General features: G+C 63.9%; 18 protein-coding genes. 11 read left to right on the top strand and 7 right to left on the bottom strand.

Translation table 11 applies throughout. The annotated features are described in order from the left end of the window. Nucleotides 1–214: 214 nt before the first annotated feature. From rlmN to ABIB91_RS39485, 3 genes are all read right to left on the bottom strand, one after another. Nucleotides 215–1417 (bottom strand): dual-specificity RNA methyltransferase RlmN, encoded by a 1203-nt coding sequence (rlmN, locus tag ABIB91_RS39495; protein WP_354172392.1) that lies wholly within the window; start codon nt 1415–1417, stop codon nt 215–217. Nucleotides 1418–1602: 185 nt separating this feature from the next. After that, complete coding sequence (locus ABIB91_RS39490; RefSeq protein WP_007598757.1) at nt 1603–2265, bottom strand: invasion associated locus B family protein; 663 nt, start codon at nt 2263–2265, stop codon at nt 1603–1605. Nucleotides 2266–2382: 117 nt separating this feature from the next. Further along, on the bottom strand, nt 2383–3222 hold the full coding sequence (locus ABIB91_RS39485; RefSeq protein ID WP_354172390.1) for an SDR family oxidoreductase: 840 nt from the start codon (nt 3220–3222) through the stop codon (nt 2383–2385). A 238-nt stretch (nt 3223–3460) separates the two neighbouring features. Here ABIB91_RS39485 and ABIB91_RS39480 point away from each other — a divergent pair, with 238 nt between their 5' ends. From ABIB91_RS39480 to ABIB91_RS39470, 3 genes are all read left to right on the top strand, one after another. After that, nucleotides 3461–4435, top strand: coding sequence for an NADPH:quinone oxidoreductase family protein (locus ABIB91_RS39480; protein ID WP_007598751.1), 975 nt, complete (start codon nt 3461–3463; stop codon nt 4433–4435). Between the two features lie 408 nt (nt 4436–4843). Further along, nucleotides 4844–5686, top strand: coding sequence for a hypothetical protein (locus ABIB91_RS39475; RefSeq protein ID WP_354172388.1), 843 nt, complete (start codon nt 4844–4846; stop codon nt 5684–5686). Between the two features lie 18 nt (nt 5687–5704). Next, nucleotides 5705–6871 (top strand): TAXI family TRAP transporter solute-binding subunit, encoded by a 1167-nt coding sequence (locus tag ABIB91_RS39470; protein WP_354172386.1) that lies wholly within the window; start codon nt 5705–5707, stop codon nt 6869–6871. Between the two features lie 143 nt (nt 6872–7014). On the opposite strand, the gene ABIB91_RS39465 is transcribed toward ABIB91_RS39470, so the two are convergent. Together ABIB91_RS39465 and ABIB91_RS39460 are read right to left on the bottom strand one after the other, a co-directional pair. Continuing rightward, nucleotides 7015–7404, bottom strand: coding sequence for a YkvA family protein (locus ABIB91_RS39465; RefSeq protein WP_007598747.1), 390 nt, complete (start codon nt 7402–7404; stop codon nt 7015–7017). A gap of 104 nt (nt 7405–7508) precedes the next feature. Next, nucleotides 7509–7799, bottom strand: a complete 291-nt coding sequence (locus ABIB91_RS39460) for a 4a-hydroxytetrahydrobiopterin dehydratase (RefSeq protein ID WP_354172384.1) — start codon at nt 7797–7799, stop codon at nt 7509–7511. A 153-nt stretch (nt 7800–7952) separates the two neighbouring features. On the opposite strand from ABIB91_RS39460, the gene ABIB91_RS39455 reads away from it, so the two are divergent. Then, complete coding sequence (locus ABIB91_RS39455; protein ID WP_354172382.1) at nt 7953–9398, top strand: TAXI family TRAP transporter solute-binding subunit; 1446 nt, start codon at nt 7953–7955, stop codon at nt 9396–9398. A 105-nt stretch (nt 9399–9503) separates the two neighbouring features. Further along, nucleotides 9504–11045, top strand: a complete 1542-nt coding sequence (locus tag ABIB91_RS39450) for an alkaline phosphatase D family protein (protein WP_354172380.1) — start codon at nt 9504–9506, stop codon at nt 11043–11045. A 10-nt stretch (nt 11046–11055) separates the two neighbouring features. Here the strand turns inward: ABIB91_RS39450 and ABIB91_RS39445 are convergent, their stop codons facing one another. Continuing rightward, entirely contained in the window at nt 11056–11457 is a 402-nt protein-coding gene (locus ABIB91_RS39445) for a response regulator (RefSeq protein ID WP_007598740.1), read from the bottom strand. A gap of 156 nt (nt 11458–11613) precedes the next feature. On the opposite strand from ABIB91_RS39445, the gene ABIB91_RS39440 reads away from it, so the two are divergent. The 6 genes from ABIB91_RS39440 to ABIB91_RS39415 all read left to right on the top strand — a co-directional run bounded on the left by ABIB91_RS39440 (nt 11614) and on the right by ABIB91_RS39415 (nt 18383). Further along, complete coding sequence (locus tag ABIB91_RS39440; protein WP_007598738.1) at nt 11614–12378, top strand: Crp/Fnr family transcriptional regulator; 765 nt, start codon at nt 11614–11616, stop codon at nt 12376–12378. A gap of 80 nt (nt 12379–12458) precedes the next feature. Then, nucleotides 12459–13175 carry a prolipoprotein diacylglyceryl transferase gene (locus tag ABIB91_RS39435; RefSeq protein ID WP_354172377.1) on the top strand — a complete coding sequence of 239 codons (717 nt, stop codon included), beginning with the start codon at nt 12459–12461 and terminating at the stop codon, nt 13173–13175. After that, nucleotides 13156–14586: a radical SAM protein gene (locus ABIB91_RS39430; protein ID WP_354172375.1), complete on the top strand. Its 1431-nt coding sequence runs from the start codon at nt 13156–13158 to the stop codon at nt 14584–14586. The genes ABIB91_RS39435 and ABIB91_RS39430 overlap by 20 nt, the downstream gene beginning before the upstream one ends. Continuing rightward, nucleotides 14583–14852 (top strand): hypothetical protein, encoded by a 270-nt coding sequence (locus ABIB91_RS39425; protein WP_354172373.1) that lies wholly within the window; start codon nt 14583–14585, stop codon nt 14850–14852. Before ABIB91_RS39430 ends, ABIB91_RS39425 begins: the two co-directional genes overlap by 4 nt. Nucleotides 14853–15108: 256 nt before the next feature. After that, on the top strand, nt 15109–16935 hold the full coding sequence (gene typA / locus ABIB91_RS39420) for a translational GTPase TypA (RefSeq protein ID WP_219681854.1): 1827 nt from the start codon (nt 15109–15111) through the stop codon (nt 16933–16935). 200 nt (nt 16936–17135) lie between these two features. Next, complete coding sequence (locus ABIB91_RS39415) at nt 17136–18383, top strand: flavin monoamine oxidase family protein (protein WP_354172371.1); 1248 nt, start codon at nt 17136–17138, stop codon at nt 18381–18383. Between the two features lie 90 nt (nt 18384–18473). Here ABIB91_RS39415 and ABIB91_RS39410 read toward each other — a convergent pair whose 3' ends face one another. Next, the gene (locus ABIB91_RS39410) at nt 18474–18881 is read right to left on the bottom strand and encodes a thiol-disulfide oxidoreductase DCC family protein (RefSeq protein ID WP_354129458.1); all 408 of its coding nucleotides are present in this window, start codon (nt 18879–18881) and stop codon (nt 18474–18476) included. Nucleotides 18882–18903: the final 22 nt, after the last annotated feature.

The following is an 18903-nucleotide window of genomic DNA, read 5'->3' as shown; positions in this document are numbered from 1 at the left end:
AGACCCGAAGACACTCGGCCATCGGCTATATCAGCCCGGTCGAGATGGAGCTAAAATCGGCTTGATCCATGTCCACTTTTTTGGGGGAAGATCAACCACCCTCGCCGTCATTGCGAGCGTAGCGAAGCAATCCAGTCTGCCTCTGCGGAAAGACTCTGGATTGCTTCGCTGCGCTCGCAATGACGAGGATGCGAGAGCATTTGCGCGCATCAACTCAATCCGTCATCGCCATGGCGCGCAGCGTCTGGCGTTCCCTGGCGGAGAGTTTTTCGGTCTCCGACTTCAGCTGGCCGCAGGCGGCGAGAATGTCGCGGCCGCGCGGGGTGCGCACCGGCGAGGAATAGCCCGCGTTGAAGACGTATTCGGAGAACTTTTCGATCTGGTCCCAGTCCGAGCATTCATAGGCGGTGCCGGGCCAGGGGTTGAACGGGATCAGATTGATCTTGGCGTGAATGCCCTTGAGCATCTTCACCAGCAGCTTGGCGTCATCGAGCGAATCGTTGACGCCCTTGAGCATCACATATTCGAAGGTGATGCGACGCGCGTTCGAGGCGCCGGGATAGTCGCGACAGGCCTGCAGCAATTCCTTGATCGGATATTTGCGGTTGAGCGGCACCAGCTCGTTGCGCAGCTCGTCGCGCACCGCATGCAGCGAGATCGCGAGCATCACGCCGATTTCCTCGCCCGCGCGCACGATGTTCGGCACCACGCCCGAGGTCGACAGCGTGATGCGGCGGCGGGAGATGCCGATGCCTTCGTTGTCGCCGACGATGAGCAGCGCATCGCGAACCGCGTCGAAATTGTAGAGCGGCTCGCCCATGCCCATCATCACGATGTTGGTGACGCGACGCGTACCGTCTTCGCGATCGGCCCAGTCGTTCAGACGATCGCGCGCGACCATGATCTGACCGACGATCTCGCCGGCGGTGAGATTGCGCACCAGGCGCTGCGTGCCGGTGTGGCAGAAGGAGCAGTTCAGCGTGCAGCCGACCTGGGAGGACACACACAGCGTGCCGCGATCGGTTTCGGGGATGTAGACGCACTCGACTTCATGCGCCCGCTCGACATTGTCGCCGCTCGGCAGCCGCAGCAGCCATTTGCGGGTGCCGTCGTTGGAGATCTGCTCGGCCACAACTTCGGGCCGGTCGACGGTGAAATGTTGCGCGAGCTCGGCGCGAATGCCCTTCGAGACCGAGGTCATCTCTTCGAAATTCTGGGCGCCACGGAAGTACATCCAGTGCCACAGCTGCTGCACACGCATCTTGCGCTGCGCCGGTGCAACGCCGATCTCGCCGAGGCGATCGGCAAGCTCGGTGCGCGACAGGCCGATCAGCGAGGGCCTCGCCGGCGGCACATAGGTTTCGAGCGGAGTCTTCTCCACCAGCGTTGCGTTGTGCGGCTCGGTCATCGGTTGCATTGAATGGCCTGATTAGGTGGTCGTTCCGGGATGGTCCGAAGGACCAGACCCGGAACCTCGAGATTCTCAGGTGCGCAATTGCGCACCATAGTTCGCGCTTCGCGCGCCCCGGAATGACGGGAGAAAGTCTAGTCCGCCTTATATAGCAACCGGAACCGCCGATTGCGACCTTATCGACCGCAGGCTTAACGCCTGCAATCCTGCGCGATCTTGTCGAGCGCCTGGGCGAGGCCCTTCAGCGAGAACGTGTCGGTGGTCTCGGTCCCCTTGGACGAGACGCCCTTGACCACGAGATCGGCGGATTTACGCATGGCCTCGACCATCCGCTCTTCCTCGGCCGCATTCTTGATCCAGAGACCGTCGCCCTGCGAGTACATGGCGAAAGCGGCGCCACCGACCTCGACCGACGATTCAGAGCCCGGCTTCAGTGCGTAGCCGATCATGACCGAGACTTCGTTGTTGACCTTCTCCGCCGGGCGGGTGGAGACGAAGGCATAGGCAGGATCGCGCGGCCGATTCGGCGGGTTGGTCTTCGACGACGACGGCTTGGCCAGCGCGAAGCAGACCTTTTTGCCGTTGGGCGCGGCCGAATAGGCGCCCCAGGTGCCGAACTGACCAATCAGGGTTGGCTCTGCGCCGCCCGCAACCGCCGCGTGCGGAGCCACCGGCTTGCTCTCGGGCTTTGCAGCCGTCTTTCCAGTCGTATTGGTCGCCGGCGCAGCCGATTTCGGCGCGGCCTCTTTCGGTGCAGTTTTGGGCGCGGGCTGCGCCGTCTGCGCCCGCGCGGAATCCACGATTCCACAGGCCGCCACGCCCGTCATCAAAGCTAAAATCAGCACCCGCCACATGCTGGAGTGGTTCCCTCAATATTGTGACTGGAAGATGGCCCGGTCGCGCATTGTCCCCGCGGCAGGGATAGCCGGGAAAGTCCAATTTGGGAAGGCAGTTAGCGAAGGTCGCGGCGACTAGGCCCGGGATCGCGCCGCGCGTTGCTCCGCCCATTGCGCATCGGTCCAGCGCAACAAATCCTCGGCGCCTGAGCTGCGCAAATGCGCGCCACCGTCGATCACCACCATCTCGCCGTTGATGTAGCCGGCACGGTCGGAGACCAGGAAGCTGGCGAGGTCGGCAAGCTCGCCATGCTCGCCAGCGCGTCCCATCGGGTTTCGCGCGGCCCACCCTTCGTCGCGACCCTCGGGGCGGAGTTGTCCCGAGGCGCCGGCGGTCGGGAATGGTCCCGGCGCGATCGCGACGGTGCGGATGCCCTTCGGGCCCCATTCCACGGCGAGACTTTTGGTCATCGCCAGCACGGCCGACTTCGCCATCGCCGACGGCACGGTGAAGGCGCGGCCGGTGATGGTCGAGGTCGAGAGGATCGAGAGCACGACGCCGCCATGCTTGCCGTCGATCCAGCGCTTGCCGGCGGCAAGCGTGCAATACATCGCACCATGCAGCGTGGGCGCGAGGATCGCATCCGCGGCGCGGAATGAGAGATGCTCGCTCTGCGCAATGAAAGTCGCAGCCGCGTTATTGACGAGAATATCGAGCGGCGCCTCGCGCCAGATGGTCTCCATCATGCTCTCGACGGCGGTGCCATCGCGGATATCGCAGGCGATCGTCGCGACTTTGCCGCCGATCTCTTCGCGCATCTCGCTCGCCGCCGCCTCGAGCCGATCGACCTTGCGGCCGCAGATCACGAGTTCAGCGCCGAGCGCGAGGAAGCGGCGCGCCATCGCAGCACCGAGACCTGAACCGCCGCCGGTGACGAGGATGCGCTTGTCCTTGAGCAGGCCTGTTTCAAACATGGTTTGAATCCTCCCTTTCTGTCTTCCCGTCATTGCGAGCGCAGCGAAGCAATCCAGGCTATTTCCGCGGCACGGATTCTGGATTGCTTCGCTGCGCTCGCAATGACGAGAGGATAGGCCGGTGCGGTCTAATAGACAAAGAAACCGGATTGTCGCCCGCACCTAAATCCGGCAGAAACGGGCAAACTATAAATCCACTCGAAACGCCCAGTACTTCACTTCTCAAGAAGGTGCCGCCATGAAAGCCATCCTCTGCTCGCAATATTGCCAGCCCGACGATCTCGTTCTGGCCGACGTGCCGGATCCGGTGGCCGGTCCCGGCGAAGCCGTGATCGCGATCAAGGCTGCGGCGCTGAACTTCTTCGACATCCTGATGATCCAGGGCAAGTACCAGATCAAGCCGCCGTTCCCGTTCTCGCCGGCCGCCGAAGTCGCGGGCGTGATCGAGAGCATCGGCCCCGGCGTGACCGATCTGAAGGTCGGCGATCGCGTCGTCGCCTCCTGCGGCCACAATGGCGCGCGCGAAAAGATCGCGCTGCCTGCGGCATCGATCGTGAAGATCCCCGACAATCTCGATTATGACCGCGCGGCCGGCATCATCATCATCTACGGCACGGCGCTGCATGCCCTGGAAGATCGCGCGAGCCCGAAGCCGGGCGAGACGCTCGCGGTGCTCGGCGCCGCCGGCGGCACCGGACTTGCCGCGTGCGAGCTCGGCAAGCTGATGGGCCTGAAGGTGATCGCCTGCGCGTCGTCGGACGAGAAGCTCGAATTCGCGAAGGCGCACGGCGCAGAACTCACGCTCAATTACGGCAAGGAAGATTTAAAGGAAGGCTTGCGAAAGCTCACCGGCGGCAAGGGCGTCGACATCATCTTCGATCCGGTGGGCGGCACCTATGCCGAGCAGGCGCTACGCTCGATTGCCTGGGAAGGCCGCTTCCTCGTGATCGGATTTGCCGCCGGCGACATTCCGAAGATGCCGCTGAACCTCGCGCTGCTGAAGGGCTGCGACATCCGCGGCGTGTTCTGGGGCGCGTGGACCCGACTTAACCCGGAAAAGAACCGCGCCAATCTCGAGAAGCTCGTGAAGTGGACAGCGGAGGGGAAGATCTCCTCGCATGTCGATCGCGTCTTCCCGCTGGCACAGACTGCGGATGCGCTGAAGGTGCTGGCGGGACGTCAGGCCATGGGCAAGGTGATCCTGCATCCGTGAGGCTATGCGGCGTGGCGTGTGTCGGTACGGCCGCTCGCCACGAGCTCAACTGTCATCGCCCGGCTTGACCGGGCGATCCAGTACTCCGAGACGTCAGTCATTGAATCGAGAAGCCGCGGCGTACTGGATTCCCGCCTTCGGGGAGAATGACAGCTAGCGCGGGACAGGCAGTGTCCGCGCCGCCGCCGGATCAATCCCCCTCAACCATTACCGACAAAATTGCGGGGCATTCCTTCGCCTCGCCCCAATCAAACCCAAATATCTCCCGATTCGCGCAAGCCGCCGACTTTTTTTGGGCTGATTCAGACGGCGATTTACCGGCTCCAGTTTGCGGGGCATTTCTGGACAACAACAAAAAGACTGAAGCCGGGATGCCCCAGCGTTGCGTTAGTAAGGGGGAGCATCACCATGGAGACGACGGCGTACCGCCCGTCCAGGGAATCGAGATCGGTCGATTCCGATCAAGCTGCATCACATCCGGCCGTCGCGTCCTATATCCGTGCGCGCGCCGCGCGGGTCGATCTGTCACCGGAAGATCCAATTCCACTGTTCCTGTCCGATCCGCTCGGTGTGCCGGATTCAGCCGAATATACGGCGCGGGCGTTGAGTCCCCGGCTCAGATTTGTCCCGCCTGTTCTCGCGGCGGTTCTCGTCGCATCCACGCTGGCCGTTGCGGCCGCGCTGTTTCAGCCCAGTCTCCGCAATCTCTTCGCCGCCGACGCTGCCAGCCCGACGGGTGCCGAGCTGGACCAGGCCATGGCGTCGGCCGACGTGCCGGACAGGCCTCAGACCGCGTACAAGGACCCGGCGCGCTTGGGCAACACGAGGCTGGCGAGCGCTGACGCGCTGGATCTCCCCGCAGCCTCAGCTCCGAGCCGCGAAGCGATTGCGACTGCCTATCAAACCGCGCTGCAAGCCCAGGCGCCCGGGCCAGTCGCGGCGCCGCCTGCGCCCCCACCGCCCGCCAAGACGCTCGATGCCGACACACTGGCTGGGCTGATGGCGCGCGCGAACGGTCTGTTGGCGGTCGGCGACATTGCCGCGGCGCGCCTGCTGCTCGAACGCGCCGCCAATGCACAGGATGCAACGGCTGCATTTCTGCTCGCGCAAACCTATGACCCGGCGGTGCTGGGCACGAGCGACGCGCGTCGCGTTGCTGCCGACGCGACCGCCGCGCGCGACTGGTACCAAAAGGCCGCAGGCCTTGGATCGGCGGAGGCGCGGCAACGCCTCGCCCAGCTTCAGAACTAGAACTCTTTAGGGGATATCATGCGTAACGCTTTGAGAATGGCGCTTGCCGCCATCATGACGATCTGTGCCTTCGCGGCACGCGCCGAGCAGACCGAATATGATCCGGCCAAGGTCTCTGACAGCCTGAAAGCCATCTTCCAGTTCGGTTCGAGCTCGACCAAGCAGTCGCTGAACGCCAACACCGTGACGTTGATCACCGGCACGATCGGCGGCACCTATGTGCAATTCGGCGCCGACCTCGCCTCCGTGCTCGACGACGGCAACAGGATTCGTGTGTTGCCAATCGTCGGCCGAGGCTCGGTGCAGAGCGTTGCCGACATCCTGTTCCTGCAAGGCGTCGATCTCGGAATCGTGCGCGCGGATACGCTCGACTATCTCGAGCGCAAAGGTTTTGCCAAGGACATCAAGAAGCAATTCACCTATGTGACGAAGCTCTACAACGAGGAGATGCAGGTGATCGCGCCAAAAGCGGTCGCGACACTCAAGGATCTGGAAGGCAAAACTGTTAGCGTCGATCTGCCGAACGGCGGCACCTTCGTCACCGCGCTCACCGTGTTCGAGCGGCTCGGGATCAAGGCGAAATTCGTTTATGTCGAGCAGCGCATCGCGATGGAGAAACTGAAGGCCGGCGAGATCGACGCCGTCATCGTGGTCGGCGGCAAACCGTACAAGTCCGTTTCGACCTTCGGCAATGACGGCCGCTTCCACCTTGCGACCGTGGACTATGCAAAGCCCCTCCAGAGCGACTATCTGCCGGCGACGCTGACCGCCAAGGACTATCCGAACCTAGTCAAGGAGGGCGAGAGCGTGGACACCATCGCAGTGCCGGCGGTGCTCGCGGCCTACAACTGGGCGCCCAACACCGAGCGCTACCGCAAGCTTGCATTGTACGTGGACGCGTTCTTCACGAAGTTCCCGACGCTGCAGAACCCGCCTTTCCATCCCAAGTGGAAGGAGGTCTCGCTCGCGGCGCCCCTGGCGGGCTGGAACAGATTGCCGGTGGCGCAGCAATGGCTCAACCGCCACGGCGTCGAACCGGTGACGCGGCAACGCTTCGAGGCGTTCCTGCAACAGAGCCCGTCGGCCGCAAAAGTGTCCGACGCGGACAAGGAAACGCTGTTCAAGCAATTCCAGGCGTGGGACGCGGAAAAGGCGCAGGCGCAGGCGCAGGCGGAAAAGAAGTAGCGAGCAGTCATCCACAGCTGTCATCGCCCGCGAAGGCGGGCGATGACAGCATTCCGAGACGGTTATGGTTCAATCGGAAGGCGGCCGCGGCGTACTGGATTCCCCGCCTTCGCGGGGAATGACAGCGGAGTATGCGGCGACAGCTACTGCGCGGCTTCCACGTCCACCTCATCCACCCCGCGCTTCAGCGCGGCGCGGGCGGCTTCGCGATGCTCGTTCGTGATGTGGCTGGCGACCATGCGGATCGCAGTGGCGAGCACGGCGGCGTCATCGGTGAAGCCGAGGATCGGCATCACGTCGGGGACGAAATCGAACGGCAGGATGAAATAAGCGATCGCCCCGAGCAGCGACGCCTGGACATGGCGCGGCGTCTGCCGGTCGAAGGCGCAGTAATAGGCGGCGAGCAGATCCTCCGCGAACGGCAGCTGCGCGGCGACACGCTTCAGCTTGCGCCAGAAGCGGCGCCGCACGCTCTCACGATCTTCCGCGAGCCGGTCGGCCGGCTCGAAACCGACGCTGTGTTCGGCAGCCATGTTCGGACAAACTCCCCGTTCCAGCCTGGGGCGGCAGATCGCCGCATCCGCTGCTGATCACAAGATGGGGACGGGGCCGGTCCCTGCAAGACGTCAGCCTGGTGTCAGCTGGCGATAGCGTTCATCGCCTTGGCGAGCGCGATGTCGAGCGCGGTGACGCCGCCGGCGTCATGGGTCGACAGCACCACCTCCACCGTCTTGTAGACATTGCGCCATTCGGGGTGGTGGTCCATCTTCTCGGCGACCAGCGCCGCGCGGGTCATGAAGCCGAACGCCTCGTTGAAATCCTTGAAGACAAAGGTTTTCCCGATCGCGTCGCGTCCTTGAACCTCGGTCCAATCAGGTAGTCCGCCCAGCGCCTGCCTGCGCGCCTCCGCCGAGAGCCGTTCTGCCATCGTCGCCTCCGTCCTTCAGGGGAACTTTACCTTAACACCGCACCGACGCCCCGGGTTCATACGGGATTAGACCCCATCCGCTAACCATGACGGAGATGTAACCCTGCCGGACAAGAAATTTGCTACACTTGCGGGCGTAAATCGCCGGCCAAGATGAAACTGAGCCTCAAGCGACTGTTCGGGAGATCGATGACCGGGGGATTGGACCTGGCCGAAGCGCCCACCCCGCCCTCGCCGCGATCATCGGCGCGGAAGACGGCGCTCGTGACTCTCGCGCTGGTGCTCGCGATCGTTGGCGCGCTCGCCGGCGGCTACTATTTTGCCATGCGGCCGGTGACGCTGAAGATCGCGGTCGGCCCCGCCAATAGCGATGACGTCAAGGTCGTGCAGGCACTGACCCAGGCCTTCGCGCAGCACAAGAGTTCTGTGCGGCTGCGCCCGATCCAGACCGACGGCGCCACCGCCAGCGCCAATCTGCTCGCGGAAGGCAAGGCCGACCTCGCCATCGTGCGCGGCGACGTCGACGTACCGAAGAACGCGCAAGCGGTTGCGACCCTGCGCAAGAACGTCGTGGTGCTGTGGTCCGTGTCCGGCAAGGGCAAGAAGAAGGGTCCGAAGATCACCAAGATCGCGCAGCTCGTCGGCCATCGCGTCGGCGTGGTCGGCCGCACCCAGGCCAACGTCAATTTGCTCAAGGTGATCCTGCAGCAATACGGCGTCGATCCCGCCAAGGTCGAGATCGTGCAATACCCGGCAAGCGAAGCCGTCGAGGCGATCAAGGCCCAGAGGGCTGATGCCTATCTCGCGGCCGGTCCCGTCAACAGCAAAATCACGTCCGAGGCGATCGCCGCTTCCACCAAGGATTTCGGCACGCCAACCTTTCTCGCGATCGATTCCGCAGATGCGATCGCGCAAAATCATCCGGTCTATGAAGCGGCCGAGATTCCCGCGGGCACTTACGGCGGCTCGCCCGATCGTCCCGATGACGAGGTCAAGACCATCAGCTTCTCGCACCACATCGTGGCGCGCAAAACTGTGTCCGAAACCACCATCGCGGCGTTCACGCGCCAGCTGTTCTCCGTGCGCCAGCAATTGGTGACGGAATTCCCGCTGGCGGCGAAGATCGAAACGCCCGACACCGACAAGGATGCGGTGATTCCCGTGCATCCCGGCGCCGCCGCTTTCGTCGACGGCGAAGAAAAGACCTTCCTCGACAGATACAGCGATTACATCTGGTGGACCCTGATGGCGCTCTCGGCCATGGGCTCGATCGGCGCCTGGTTTGCAGGCTATCTGAAGAAGGACGAGCGCGACAACAACAGCCATCTGCGCGAGCGGCTGCTCGACATGATCACCGCCGCTCGAAAGAGCGAGACGACCGAAGATCTCGATCAGATGCAGACCGAGGCCGACGAGATCCTGCGCGACACGCTGCGCTGCTACGACCACGGCGCGATCGAGGAAGGTGCGCTCACCGCCTTCAACATCGCGCTCGACCAGTTCCATGCGGCGGTTGCCGACCGCAAGGCGGTGCTGTTCAGCCTGCCACAGAACCTGCAGCGCGCCGGCGCGCAATTCCGGGCCGCCGGCAACGCGTAAGCGCTTGCACCCGTTATCGCTGCGTCACATTGTCTCAATATAGCGTCGGGCTTCACCGTGGCGGCCGCCCTGGACGGCCGCCTCACGCGATATCGAGACCGTCCCATGAACATCAAATTCTCCCGCCGCAATTTCCTGACGACCAGTGCCGGCGCGCTCGGCGCGGTCGCAATGCCCCATCTCTCCCGCGCGGCCGACCGGCCGGCGGTGACCCATGGCGTGCAGTCGGGCGACGTCACCGTCGACGGCGGGGTGGTCTGGGCGCGTACCGACCGGCCCGCACAGATGCTGGTCGACGTAGCGACGACGGAGTCGTTCAGGGATGCCCGCGCACTGCCGCCGATCGCGGCGCTGCCCGAGAGCGACTTCACCGCAAAGATGCTGATCGAAAACCTGCCTAGCGGACAGGACATTTTCTATCGCGTCCGCTTCCGCGATCTGTCGCACACCGCGGTGGAGGGCGAGCCGGTGACCGGCCGCTTCCGCACCGCGCCCGCCGACCGCCGCGACGTCAGCTTCGTGTGGGGCGGCGACGTCGCAGGACAAGGCTGGGGCATCAACCCCGACGACGGCGGCATGTTCACCTTCTCGGCGATGCGCAAGCACCGTCCCGATTTCTTCCTGCACTCCGGCGACACCATCTATGCCGACGGCCCTATCCAGTCCGAGGTGAAGCTCGCCGACGGCAAGATTTGGAAGAACGTCACGATTCCCGAGAAGGCCAAGGTCGCCGAGACGCTGGACGAGTACCGCGCCGCGCACAAATACAATTTCACTGACGACAATCTTCGCGCCTTCAATGCCGAAGTGCCGATCTTCGTGCAGTGGGACGACCATGAGGTGACCAACAACTGGTCGCTGTCGAAGGAGCTGCCCGCGACCTACAAGGAGCGCGACATCGCGCTGCTGGCGGCCCGCGCAGGCCGTGCCTTCCACGAGATGTATCCGATGCGCGAAAGCATCGTCGAGCCCGGCCGGGTCTATCGGCAGATCTCCTATGGTCCCCATCTCGACGTGTTCGTGCTCGACGAGCGTAGCTATCGCGGCCCGAATGGCCCCAACCTCGAAACCGCTTACGGCCCAGCCAGCTATTTCCTCGGCCCGGACCAGACCGCCTGGCTCAAGCGCGGCCTGTTGAATTCGCGCGCGACCTGGAAAGTGATCGCCTCCGACATGCCGCTCAGCCTCGTCGTGTCGGACACGCCGAAGGGTGGATCGGAAGCCATTGCGCAGGGCGACGGCCCGGTGCGCGGCCGCGAGTTCGAGATCGCCGACATCCTGCGCTTCATCAAGATGGCGCCGGTCAGCAACACCGTGTGGCTGACGGCGGACGTGCATTACGCTGCCGCGCATTATTACGATCCCAACAAGGCGCAATTCCAGGATTTCGAGCCGTTCTGGGAGTTCGTGTCGGGCCCGCTTCACGCGGGCACGTTCGGTCCGAACGCACTCGACAATACGTTTGGACCGGAGGTGCGTTTCGTCAAGGCGCCGGGGAAAGACAACCAGAACCTGCCGCCGTCCGCCGGCATGCAGTTCTTCGGTCACGTCAAGATCGATGGCGCTTCAGGACAGATGACGGTGACCTTGCGCGACCGCGCCGACGTCGCGCTATGGTCGACCACGCTCGATCCGAAGCAGGCCTGACGCCGTATCGCTAGTCCGCCGCGCGGACCTGGAGCGCCGCCTCCAGCGCGTCGCTCGAACACGGCTTCTGCAGACGCGGCTGGCCGGCGAATTCCGGCGGGATGCGCGCGTCGGCGCCATAGCCGGTGACGAAGACGAACGGAATTTTCAGCGCCGCGAGCCGTTCAGCCACCGCAAAGCTGTTCTCGCGACTCAATCCGACGTCGAGCAAGGCGAATCCGGGGACGCGCGCCGCGATCGCGGCCAGCGCCTGCGCCACTGAACCTACCGTGCGCACGCTCTTCACGCCAAATCCGAGCAGGCGATCCTCGAAGTCGATCGCGATGATCGGATCGTCCTCGACGATGAGAACATCGGCAGGACAATTTGAACTATCGGAAACGGCGGGTGCCATCATCGTAACTTGGAGCATGAGGTTTCTCTGATTGGGATACCGGTCACGACGCCTGCACCCAGCGCGGACGGTTCCCGGAACGAAACCCACCACATTACAGTTATTAGGTCTGTCCACTTGTGCACACAGGACCTCGACGGAACTCGCTAAGGTGGAGGCGGATGGGAGTTTGAGATGGACGCGCGGACCAGCAACGCCACCGAGATCGACAGCCGGCCGACCAACAATCTGCTGCGGCGCTTGAGCCCGGCCGACTTCGCCCTGCTTGCGCCACATGTCATGCTCGAAAGCGCCGCGGCGAATGAATTGCTCTACAACCCCGGCGATGACGTCCAGGTCGTCCACTTTCCCTGCGGACCATCGCTTGCGACCTTCCTCGTTCCCAATGAGGACGGCCGCGACGTCGAGACCATCCTGGTCGGCCGCGAAGGCGCGGTGGGCGGCATCGTCAGCGAAGGATTTTTACCGGCCTACACCCGGATCTGCGTGAAATTCGGCGGGCCGTTTGCGCGCATTCACGTCGGCAAGCTGGAGGCCGCCAAGCAGCGCTCGCCCTCGTTGCGCCATGTCTTCGCTCGCTACGCCGACTGCATGCTGGCGCAGATCTTCCAGTCCACCGCCTGCAACGCCATTCACTCGATCGAGCAGCGCACCGCCAAATGGATGCTGGCGGCGATGGAGCGGACCGGCGACGAGAGCAGTGTGCCTCTGACCCACGAGCAGCTCGCGACACTGCTCGGCGTCGGCCGCAGCTATGCCAGCCGCGTGCTTCAGTCGTTCAAGGCGGAAGGCGTGCTCGACACGCGACGCGGATCGATCCTGGTCCGCAACCGCGAGGGCCTGCGCCTGCGCGCCTGCATGTGCAACGAGGCCGTGAAGTTGCACTTCGAAGAGGTGCTGCGCGGGGTCTATCCGACCGAAGAGCGGCAAGCCGGCTAGCCACCTGCCTCGCTCCTCTTCGGGGATAAGAAGCGGCCGCACTATCCCGCCGGGCGGGAACCTGGGCTAATGTCCCCCGCATGAGCGGGGCTTTCCTTCACACTCTCTTCGACATCGCAGCATGGATGGCTGCGGCCGTGGCACTCTACTGGCTGTCGCGACAGGGCTTGCGGTTTCCGGCGCAATCCTTCGAGCGGTCCTACCTCGCCGCTTTGGTGTTCGGTGCGGGCCTCGGCGCCTATCTGTTCGGCTCCGCCAATCTGTGGCTGTCGGGCCAGAGCGGCATCGCGCGCTCGGTCGAGGGCGCGCTCGCCGGGGGCATCGCGGCGATCGAGCTCTACAAATGGTCCGCAGGAATCACGGTGCGAACCGGCGCCCGTTTTGCGCTGCCGCTGGCGCTCGGCATCGCGATCGGCCGGCTCGGCTGCTATTTCGCGGGCCTTGAGGATTTCACCTACGGCACGCCGACGGCATGGTCCTGGGGCCATGATTTCGGCGACGGCGTCCCGCGCCATCCCGTGCAGTTGTACGAAAGCGCCGCGATGGGCGTATTCGCGCTGCTCTATGTGGTGGCGGTCTTGAACCGGAGCGCGTTTGTGATCACCAATGGTTTCTACGTCGTCCTCGTCTACTATGGAGCACAGCGCTTCCTGTGGGAATTCCTCAAGCCCTACGGCACGCTGATCGGCCCCTTCACGCTGTTTCACCTGCTGTCGCTGTCCATCCTGCTCTATGCCGTCGTCATGCTGGCGAGGGCGCCCAAAGTGAGACCCATGCATGAACGCGCCGTTGCGTAAGTCGCGCCCTTATATCTTCTGGGGCCAGACTCAATCTCTCTGCGAGACCTGCCTGAAGCTGGTGCCGGCCAAGATCCAGATCCTCGACAACGAGGTCTGGTACGAGAAGCGCTGCAAGGAGCATGGCGTCCAGTCCACGCTGGTCTCGACGGACGCAGCCTATTGGCGCCTGTGCAAGGATTTCATCAAGCCCGGCGACCGGCCGCTAGCCTTTCAACGGCATACCGAATTCGGCTGCCCCTACGATTGCGGCCTATGTCCCGACCACGAGCAGCATTCCTGCCTGGCCCTGATCGAGATCACCGAGCATTGCAATCTGACCTGCCCGGTGTGCTTTGCCGATTCCTCGCCGGCGCGGACCAGCTTCACGCCGCTGGCCAAGATCGAGCGAATGCTGGATGCGCTGGTCGCGAGCGAGGGCGAGCCTGATTTGGTGCAAATCTCCGGCGGCGAGCCGACGCTCCATCCGGATTTCTTTGCGATCCTCGATGCGGTGCGCGCGCGCCCGATCCGCCATGTCATGATCAACACCAACGGCCTGCGTATCGCCCGCGAAAAGGATTTCGTGGCGCGGCTCGCCGAGAACAAGCGAGGGCTCGAGGTCTATCTCCAGTTCGACTCGCTTGAACGCGACGCGCTGTTCAATCTGCGCGGCGCGGATTTGCGCAAGATCCGCCAGCAGGCGCTGGAAAATCTCGAGCATTACGGCGTATCGACCACGCTGGTGGCGACCATCAAGCGCGGCGTCAACGATGCCGAGATCGGCGACATCGTTCGCCACGCGCTGACCTGGAAGTGCGTTCGCGGCGTCACGCTGCAGCCGGTGCAGGATGCCGGCCGCAACGAGAATTTCGACAAGAACACCGACCGCATCATGCTGTCGGAGATCCGCAAGCGCGTGGTCGAAACCGGCGTGTTCGGCGACAAGGACATGATCCCGCTGCCCTGCAACCCCGAAAGCATCTCGATCGGGTACGGCCTGCGCAACGGCGACAAAGTGCTGCCGCTGACCTCGCTGATCCCGCAGGAGCAACTCGTCGCATTGTTGCCCAATACGATCAGCCCGGAGAAGCATCCGGCGCTGAGGGAGAAATTCATCGATCTGTTTTCGCTGTCCTCGGGACCGCTGAACACGAGCGAGCGCGTCTGCGAATTGTTGTGCTGCCTGCCGAGCTTCGAGGTCCCGCAGGGAATCACGTACGAGAACGTATTCCGCGTCACCATCGTGCAGTTTCTCGACCGCTTCAATTTCTGCGTCGGCAACGTCAAGCGCAGCTGCATCCATTTCGTCACCGAGAACGGCGCGATCATCCCGTTCGACACCTACAATTTGTTCTACCGGAACGGAAAGATCGACGGCATCCGCGCCGAGCTGGCGGCGCAGTCAATCGAAGGAGTCCTGCAGGCATGAGCATCAGCGACACGCCGACGCCAGTCCCTCCGGGACCGCCTCCTGCCCCGACGAACAAGCGCAGCGGCTGTCTGACGGCGCTCATGGCGATCTTCGGGATCATCCTGCTGCTGCCTGGTGCCTGTGCACTCCTGTTCGGCGGAATATCCATATCCGACAGAGGCCGGATCGATTCCGACGTCGCGCCCCTGGTGTTCCTGGGCCTGGTCGTGGGGCTCGGCGGGGTCGCCCTGATCTGGGCCGCCATCAAGGGCCGGCGCGGCTGAGCCCGGCTTTTCGCCTAACCCCCGGGAATCCCCGGATAAAATTCAATCAACCAACGGCCAAAGAACACATTGTTTTTTGGCCGTTTTTGCCTATATTGCGCCGCAACGCGTAGGGTGCCCGGTCGATATGCCGGGCTTTCCCTTTTGGGCGGAAAGCGCCCCGTTTCCAGTCTTCAAGCGTTGTTTCGAGAAGAGGTCCCGGTCTGACCGGCGAGATCGCGCTTAACCCATTGTCCGACCGCAAAGAAGCTCACTCATGAACCTTCGCAACATCGCCATCATCGCCCACGTCGACCACGGCAAGACGACTCTGGTCGACCGCCTCCTCCAGCAATCCGGCACCTATCGCGAGAACCAGAAGGTGACCGAGCGCGCCATGGACTCCAACGATCTGGAGCGCGAGCGCGGCATCACCATCCTGGCCAAGGCGGCCTCGGTGCAGTGGAAGGACACCCGCATCAACATCGTCGACACGCCCGGCCACGCCGATTTCGGCGGCGAGGTCGAGCGCATTCTCAACATGGTGGACGGCGCGCTGGTGCTGGTCGACGCCGCCGAGGGCCCGCTGCCGCAGACCAAATTCGTGGTCTCCAAGGCGCTCAAGGTCGGTTTGAAGCCGATCGTCGTGATCAACAAGGTTGACCGTCCCGACGCGCGGGCGACCGAAGTCATCAACGAGGTGTTCGACCTGTTCGCGGCGCTCGACGCCAGCGAGGAGCAGCTCGACTTCCCGATCCTCTACGGGTCGGCCAAGCAAGGCTGGATGGCCGAGAGCCCGGATGGGTCGCACGAAGCCGGCATGCAGCCGCTGTTCGACCTGATCGTGCGCCATGTCGCGCCGCCGACCGTCGAGGAAGGCCCGTTCCGCATGATCGGCACCATTCTGGAAGCTAACCCCTATCTCGGCCGCATCATCACCGGCCGTATCTCTTCCGGTTCGATCAAGCCGAACCAGGCCGTGAAGGTGCTGGGCGCCGACGGCAAGACCATCGAGACCGGCCGCATCACCAAGATCCTCGCCTTCCGCGGCATCGAGCGCACCCCTCTCGACGAAGCCGACGCAGGCGACATCGTCGCCATCGCCGGCCTGACCAAGGGCACCGTCGCCGATACCTTCTGCGATCCGTCGGTCGACACCCCGCTGGTGGCGCAGCCGATCGATCCTCCGACCGTGTCGATGTCCTTCATCGTCAACAACTCGCCGCTCGCCGGCACCGAAGGCGACAAGGTGACCAGCCGCATGATCCGCGACCGCCTGCTGCGCGAGTCCGAAGGCAACGTCGCGCTGCGGGTCGTCGAAGCCTCGGACAAGGACGCGATGGAAGTTTCGGGCCGCGGCGAATTGCAGCTCGCGATCCTGATCGAGACCATGCGCCGCGAAGGCTTCGAGCTTTCGGTGTCGCGTCCGCGCGTCGTGCTGCAGAAGGACGAGACCACCGGCGCCACGCTGGAGCCCATTGAGGAAGTCGTCATCGACGTCGACGAGGAGCATTCCGGCGTCGTCGTGCAGAAGATGAGCGAGCGCAAGTCCGAGCTGATCGAGATGAAGCCGTCCGGCGGCAACCGTTTGCGCCTGGTGTTCTACGCGCCGACCCGCGGCCTGATCGGCTACCAGGGCGAACTGCTCACCGACACCCGCGGCACCGCGATCATGAACCGTCTGTTCCACGGCTACGCGCCGTACAAGGGCGAGATCCAGGGCCGCCGCAACGGCGTGCTGATCTCCAACGACCAGGGCGAAGCGGTGGCTTACGCCATGTTCAAGCTGGAAGATCGCGGCCCGATGATGATCGAGCCGGGCTGGAAGGTCTACAAGGGCATGATCGTCGGCGAGCATACCCGCGACAATGACCTCGAGATCAACGTGCTCAAGGGCAAGCAGCTCACCAACATCCGAACCACGTCGAAGGATGAAGCGGTGCGCCTGACCCCGCCGATCCGCATGACCCTGGAAAAGGCGCTGGCCTATATCGAGGACGACGAGTTGGTCGAGATCACGCCGAAGTCGATCCGGCTGCGCAAGCGGCACCTCGACCCGAACGAGCGCAAGCGCGCGGAAAAGTCCAAGGAAGCGGTGGCTTAAGCTACCGCCCTCGTGCCCCGGACGCAGCGCAGCACGCAGTGATGCGCTGCTGAGCCGGGGCCCAGTTACTCTCACAACCTCCACATCACCTTGGGTCCCGGCTCTGCGGAGCGGCGTTACACGCCGCACTGCGTCCGGGACACGTGAGCTGTGTGTCCGCCCGGCTTCAGCACTCTTTGCGAACGTGCTAGAGCCCGCCCATGAGCTCCCTGCCCTCCTCCGTCGACGTCGCGATCATCGGTGCGGGCGCCGCCGGCCTCGGCGCGGCGCATGCGCTGGCAGGATCCGGCCTCTCCGTGATCGTGCTGGAGGCGCGCGACCGGCTCGGCGGGCGGGCCTGGACGGTGCAGGCCTCGCCCGAAGTCACCTTCGACGTCGGCTGCGGCTGGCTGCACTCGGCGGACAACAACTCCTTCGTCGCGATTGCGAAACAGCTTGGTTTCGAGGTCAACAAGGACCTGCCGCCGTGGCGCGAGCGCGCCTATGGCAACGCGTTTCCGCAGAGCCAGCGCGACGAGTTCATGCGCGCGATGGACGCATTCTACGAGCGGCTCTGGCAGGCCGCGCAGAAAGGCAAGGACGAGCCGGCCAGCCTGAGCCTGGAGCCTGGCAATCGCTGGAATCCCATGATCGACGCGATCTCGACTTATATCAACGGCTGCGAACTGAAGGACATGTCCACACTGGACTGGGACGCCTATGAGGACAGCGACCTCAATTGGCGCGTCCGCCGCGGCTACGGCGCTCTGATCGCGGCCTATGGCGCGCCCTGCCCGGTGGCGCTGAACTGCAACGTCACGGTGATCGATCATTCCGGCCAACGCATCCGCGTCGAAACCTCCCGGGGCACGCTGATCGCCGACAAGGTGATCGTCACCGTGCCGACCAATCTCATCGCCAATGAGGCCATCCGGTTCTCGCCACCTCCCCCCGCCAAGGTCGATGCCGCAGCCGGCCTGCCGCTCGGGGTCGACGACAAGGTGACGCTGGCGCTCGACGATGCCGAGGGCTTCCCGAAGGAAGGTAATTTGCGCGGCGCCACGATGCGCACCGACATGGGCACCTATCATATCCGCCCGTTTGGCCAGCCCTGCATCGAAGGCTTTTTCGGCGGCAGCTTTGCACGCGGACTGGAAGACGCCGGCGAAGGCGCGATTGCCGCGCAGGGCATCGACGAGATCGCAGGCCTTCTCGGCAACGATATCAGGCGAAAGCTGAAGCCGCTCTACGAGTCGCGCTGGGCCCACGACCCCTTCGCGAGAGGCTCCTACTCGCACGCGCTGCCGGGCCACGCCGGTGACCGCGCCGTGCTGGCGGCACCTGTGGATGGGCGGCTGTTCTTTGCGGGAGAAGCGACGTCGCCGAATTTTTTCTCGACGGCGCACGGGGCAAGGGACAGCGGCGAACGGGCGGCACAGGAAGTGCTAGGAGTTCTGGGCAAACCGTAACCACACACTCGTATCGCGAGCGCAGCGAAGCAATCCAGAATCTTTCCGCAGCGGCAGCCTGGATCGCTTCGCTGCGCTCGCAATGACGAATTACTCGATCACCCGCGCCCGCAAATCGGCATCCGGTACGAAGCACGAATCATACTTGCCAAAGATGCGGTAGCGGTTGCGCGCGACGAGATTGTAGAGCGGGTCCCGTAGCGGCTTGGGCACGGCGAACAACGCGCGCACCCAACCCCAGCCGGGGAGCTGCGACAGCACCGTCAGCGCGGCGTCCGACTTCATGAACACCTCGCCGCCGTGAACCACGGCGTTGGTGTCGGGATCAGCGGGATCGATGCCGAACGTGCGCGCGAGCCGGGCGCCATAGTCAGACTGGATCGGCGTGAAGCGAAATCGCTTCGCCGTGTCACGTTTGGCGACGAAGCGGACCCAGCGCGAGCAGAAAATGCAGACCCCATCGAACAGGATGACGTCATCGTCAGGCCATTTGGGCATCAGCGATTATCCAATATCAGGA

It is taken from the genome of Bradyrhizobium sp. JR4.3 (genome assembly GCF_040547695.1).
Taxonomy (GTDB): Bacteria; Pseudomonadota; Alphaproteobacteria; order Rhizobiales; family Xanthobacteraceae; genus Bradyrhizobium; species Bradyrhizobium canariense.
This window is presented reverse-complemented; position numbering and strand designations above follow the sequence as displayed.

Excerpts from the sequence above, each read along its gene's own strand:
- rlmN (WP_354172392.1), bottom strand. The coding sequence starts at position 1,417 with ATGCAACCGATGACCGAGCCGCACAACGCAACGCTGGTGGAGAAGACT.
- ABIB91_RS39490 (WP_007598757.1), bottom strand. The coding sequence starts at position 2,265 with ATGTGGCGGGTGCTGATTTTAGCTTTGATGACGGGCGTGGCGGCCTGT.
- ABIB91_RS39485 (WP_354172390.1), bottom strand. The coding sequence starts at position 3,222 with ATGTTTGAAACAGGCCTGCTCAAGGACAAGCGCATCCTCGTCACCGGC.
- ABIB91_RS39480 (WP_007598751.1), top strand. The coding sequence starts at position 3,461 with ATGAAAGCCATCCTCTGCTCGCAATATTGCCAGCCCGACGATCTCGTT.
- ABIB91_RS39475 (WP_354172388.1), top strand. The coding sequence starts at position 4,844 with ATGGAGACGACGGCGTACCGCCCGTCCAGGGAATCGAGATCGGTCGAT.
- ABIB91_RS39470 (WP_354172386.1), top strand. The coding sequence starts at position 5,705 with ATGCGTAACGCTTTGAGAATGGCGCTTGCCGCCATCATGACGATCTGT.
- ABIB91_RS39465 (WP_007598747.1), bottom strand. The coding sequence starts at position 7,404 with ATGGCTGCCGAACACAGCGTCGGTTTCGAGCCGGCCGACCGGCTCGCG.
- ABIB91_RS39460 (WP_354172384.1), bottom strand. The coding sequence starts at position 7,799 with ATGGCAGAACGGCTCTCGGCGGAGGCGCGCAGGCAGGCGCTGGGCGGA.
- ABIB91_RS39455 (WP_354172382.1), top strand. The coding sequence starts at position 7,953 with ATGAAACTGAGCCTCAAGCGACTGTTCGGGAGATCGATGACCGGGGGA.
- ABIB91_RS39450 (WP_354172380.1), top strand. The coding sequence starts at position 9,504 with ATGAACATCAAATTCTCCCGCCGCAATTTCCTGACGACCAGTGCCGGC.
- ABIB91_RS39445 (WP_007598740.1), bottom strand. The coding sequence starts at position 11,457 with ATGCTCCAAGTTACGATGATGGCACCCGCCGTTTCCGATAGTTCAAAT.
- ABIB91_RS39440 (WP_007598738.1), top strand. The coding sequence starts at position 11,614 with ATGGACGCGCGGACCAGCAACGCCACCGAGATCGACAGCCGGCCGACC.
- ABIB91_RS39435 (WP_354172377.1), top strand. The coding sequence starts at position 12,459 with ATGAGCGGGGCTTTCCTTCACACTCTCTTCGACATCGCAGCATGGATG.
- ABIB91_RS39430 (WP_354172375.1), top strand. The coding sequence starts at position 13,156 with ATGAACGCGCCGTTGCGTAAGTCGCGCCCTTATATCTTCTGGGGCCAG.
- ABIB91_RS39425 (WP_354172373.1), top strand. The coding sequence starts at position 14,583 with ATGAGCATCAGCGACACGCCGACGCCAGTCCCTCCGGGACCGCCTCCT.
- typA (WP_219681854.1), top strand. The coding sequence starts at position 15,109 with ATGAACCTTCGCAACATCGCCATCATCGCCCACGTCGACCACGGCAAG.
- ABIB91_RS39415 (WP_354172371.1), top strand. The coding sequence starts at position 17,136 with ATGAGCTCCCTGCCCTCCTCCGTCGACGTCGCGATCATCGGTGCGGGC.
- ABIB91_RS39410 (WP_354129458.1), bottom strand. The coding sequence starts at position 18,881 with ATGCCCAAATGGCCTGACGATGACGTCATCCTGTTCGATGGGGTCTGC.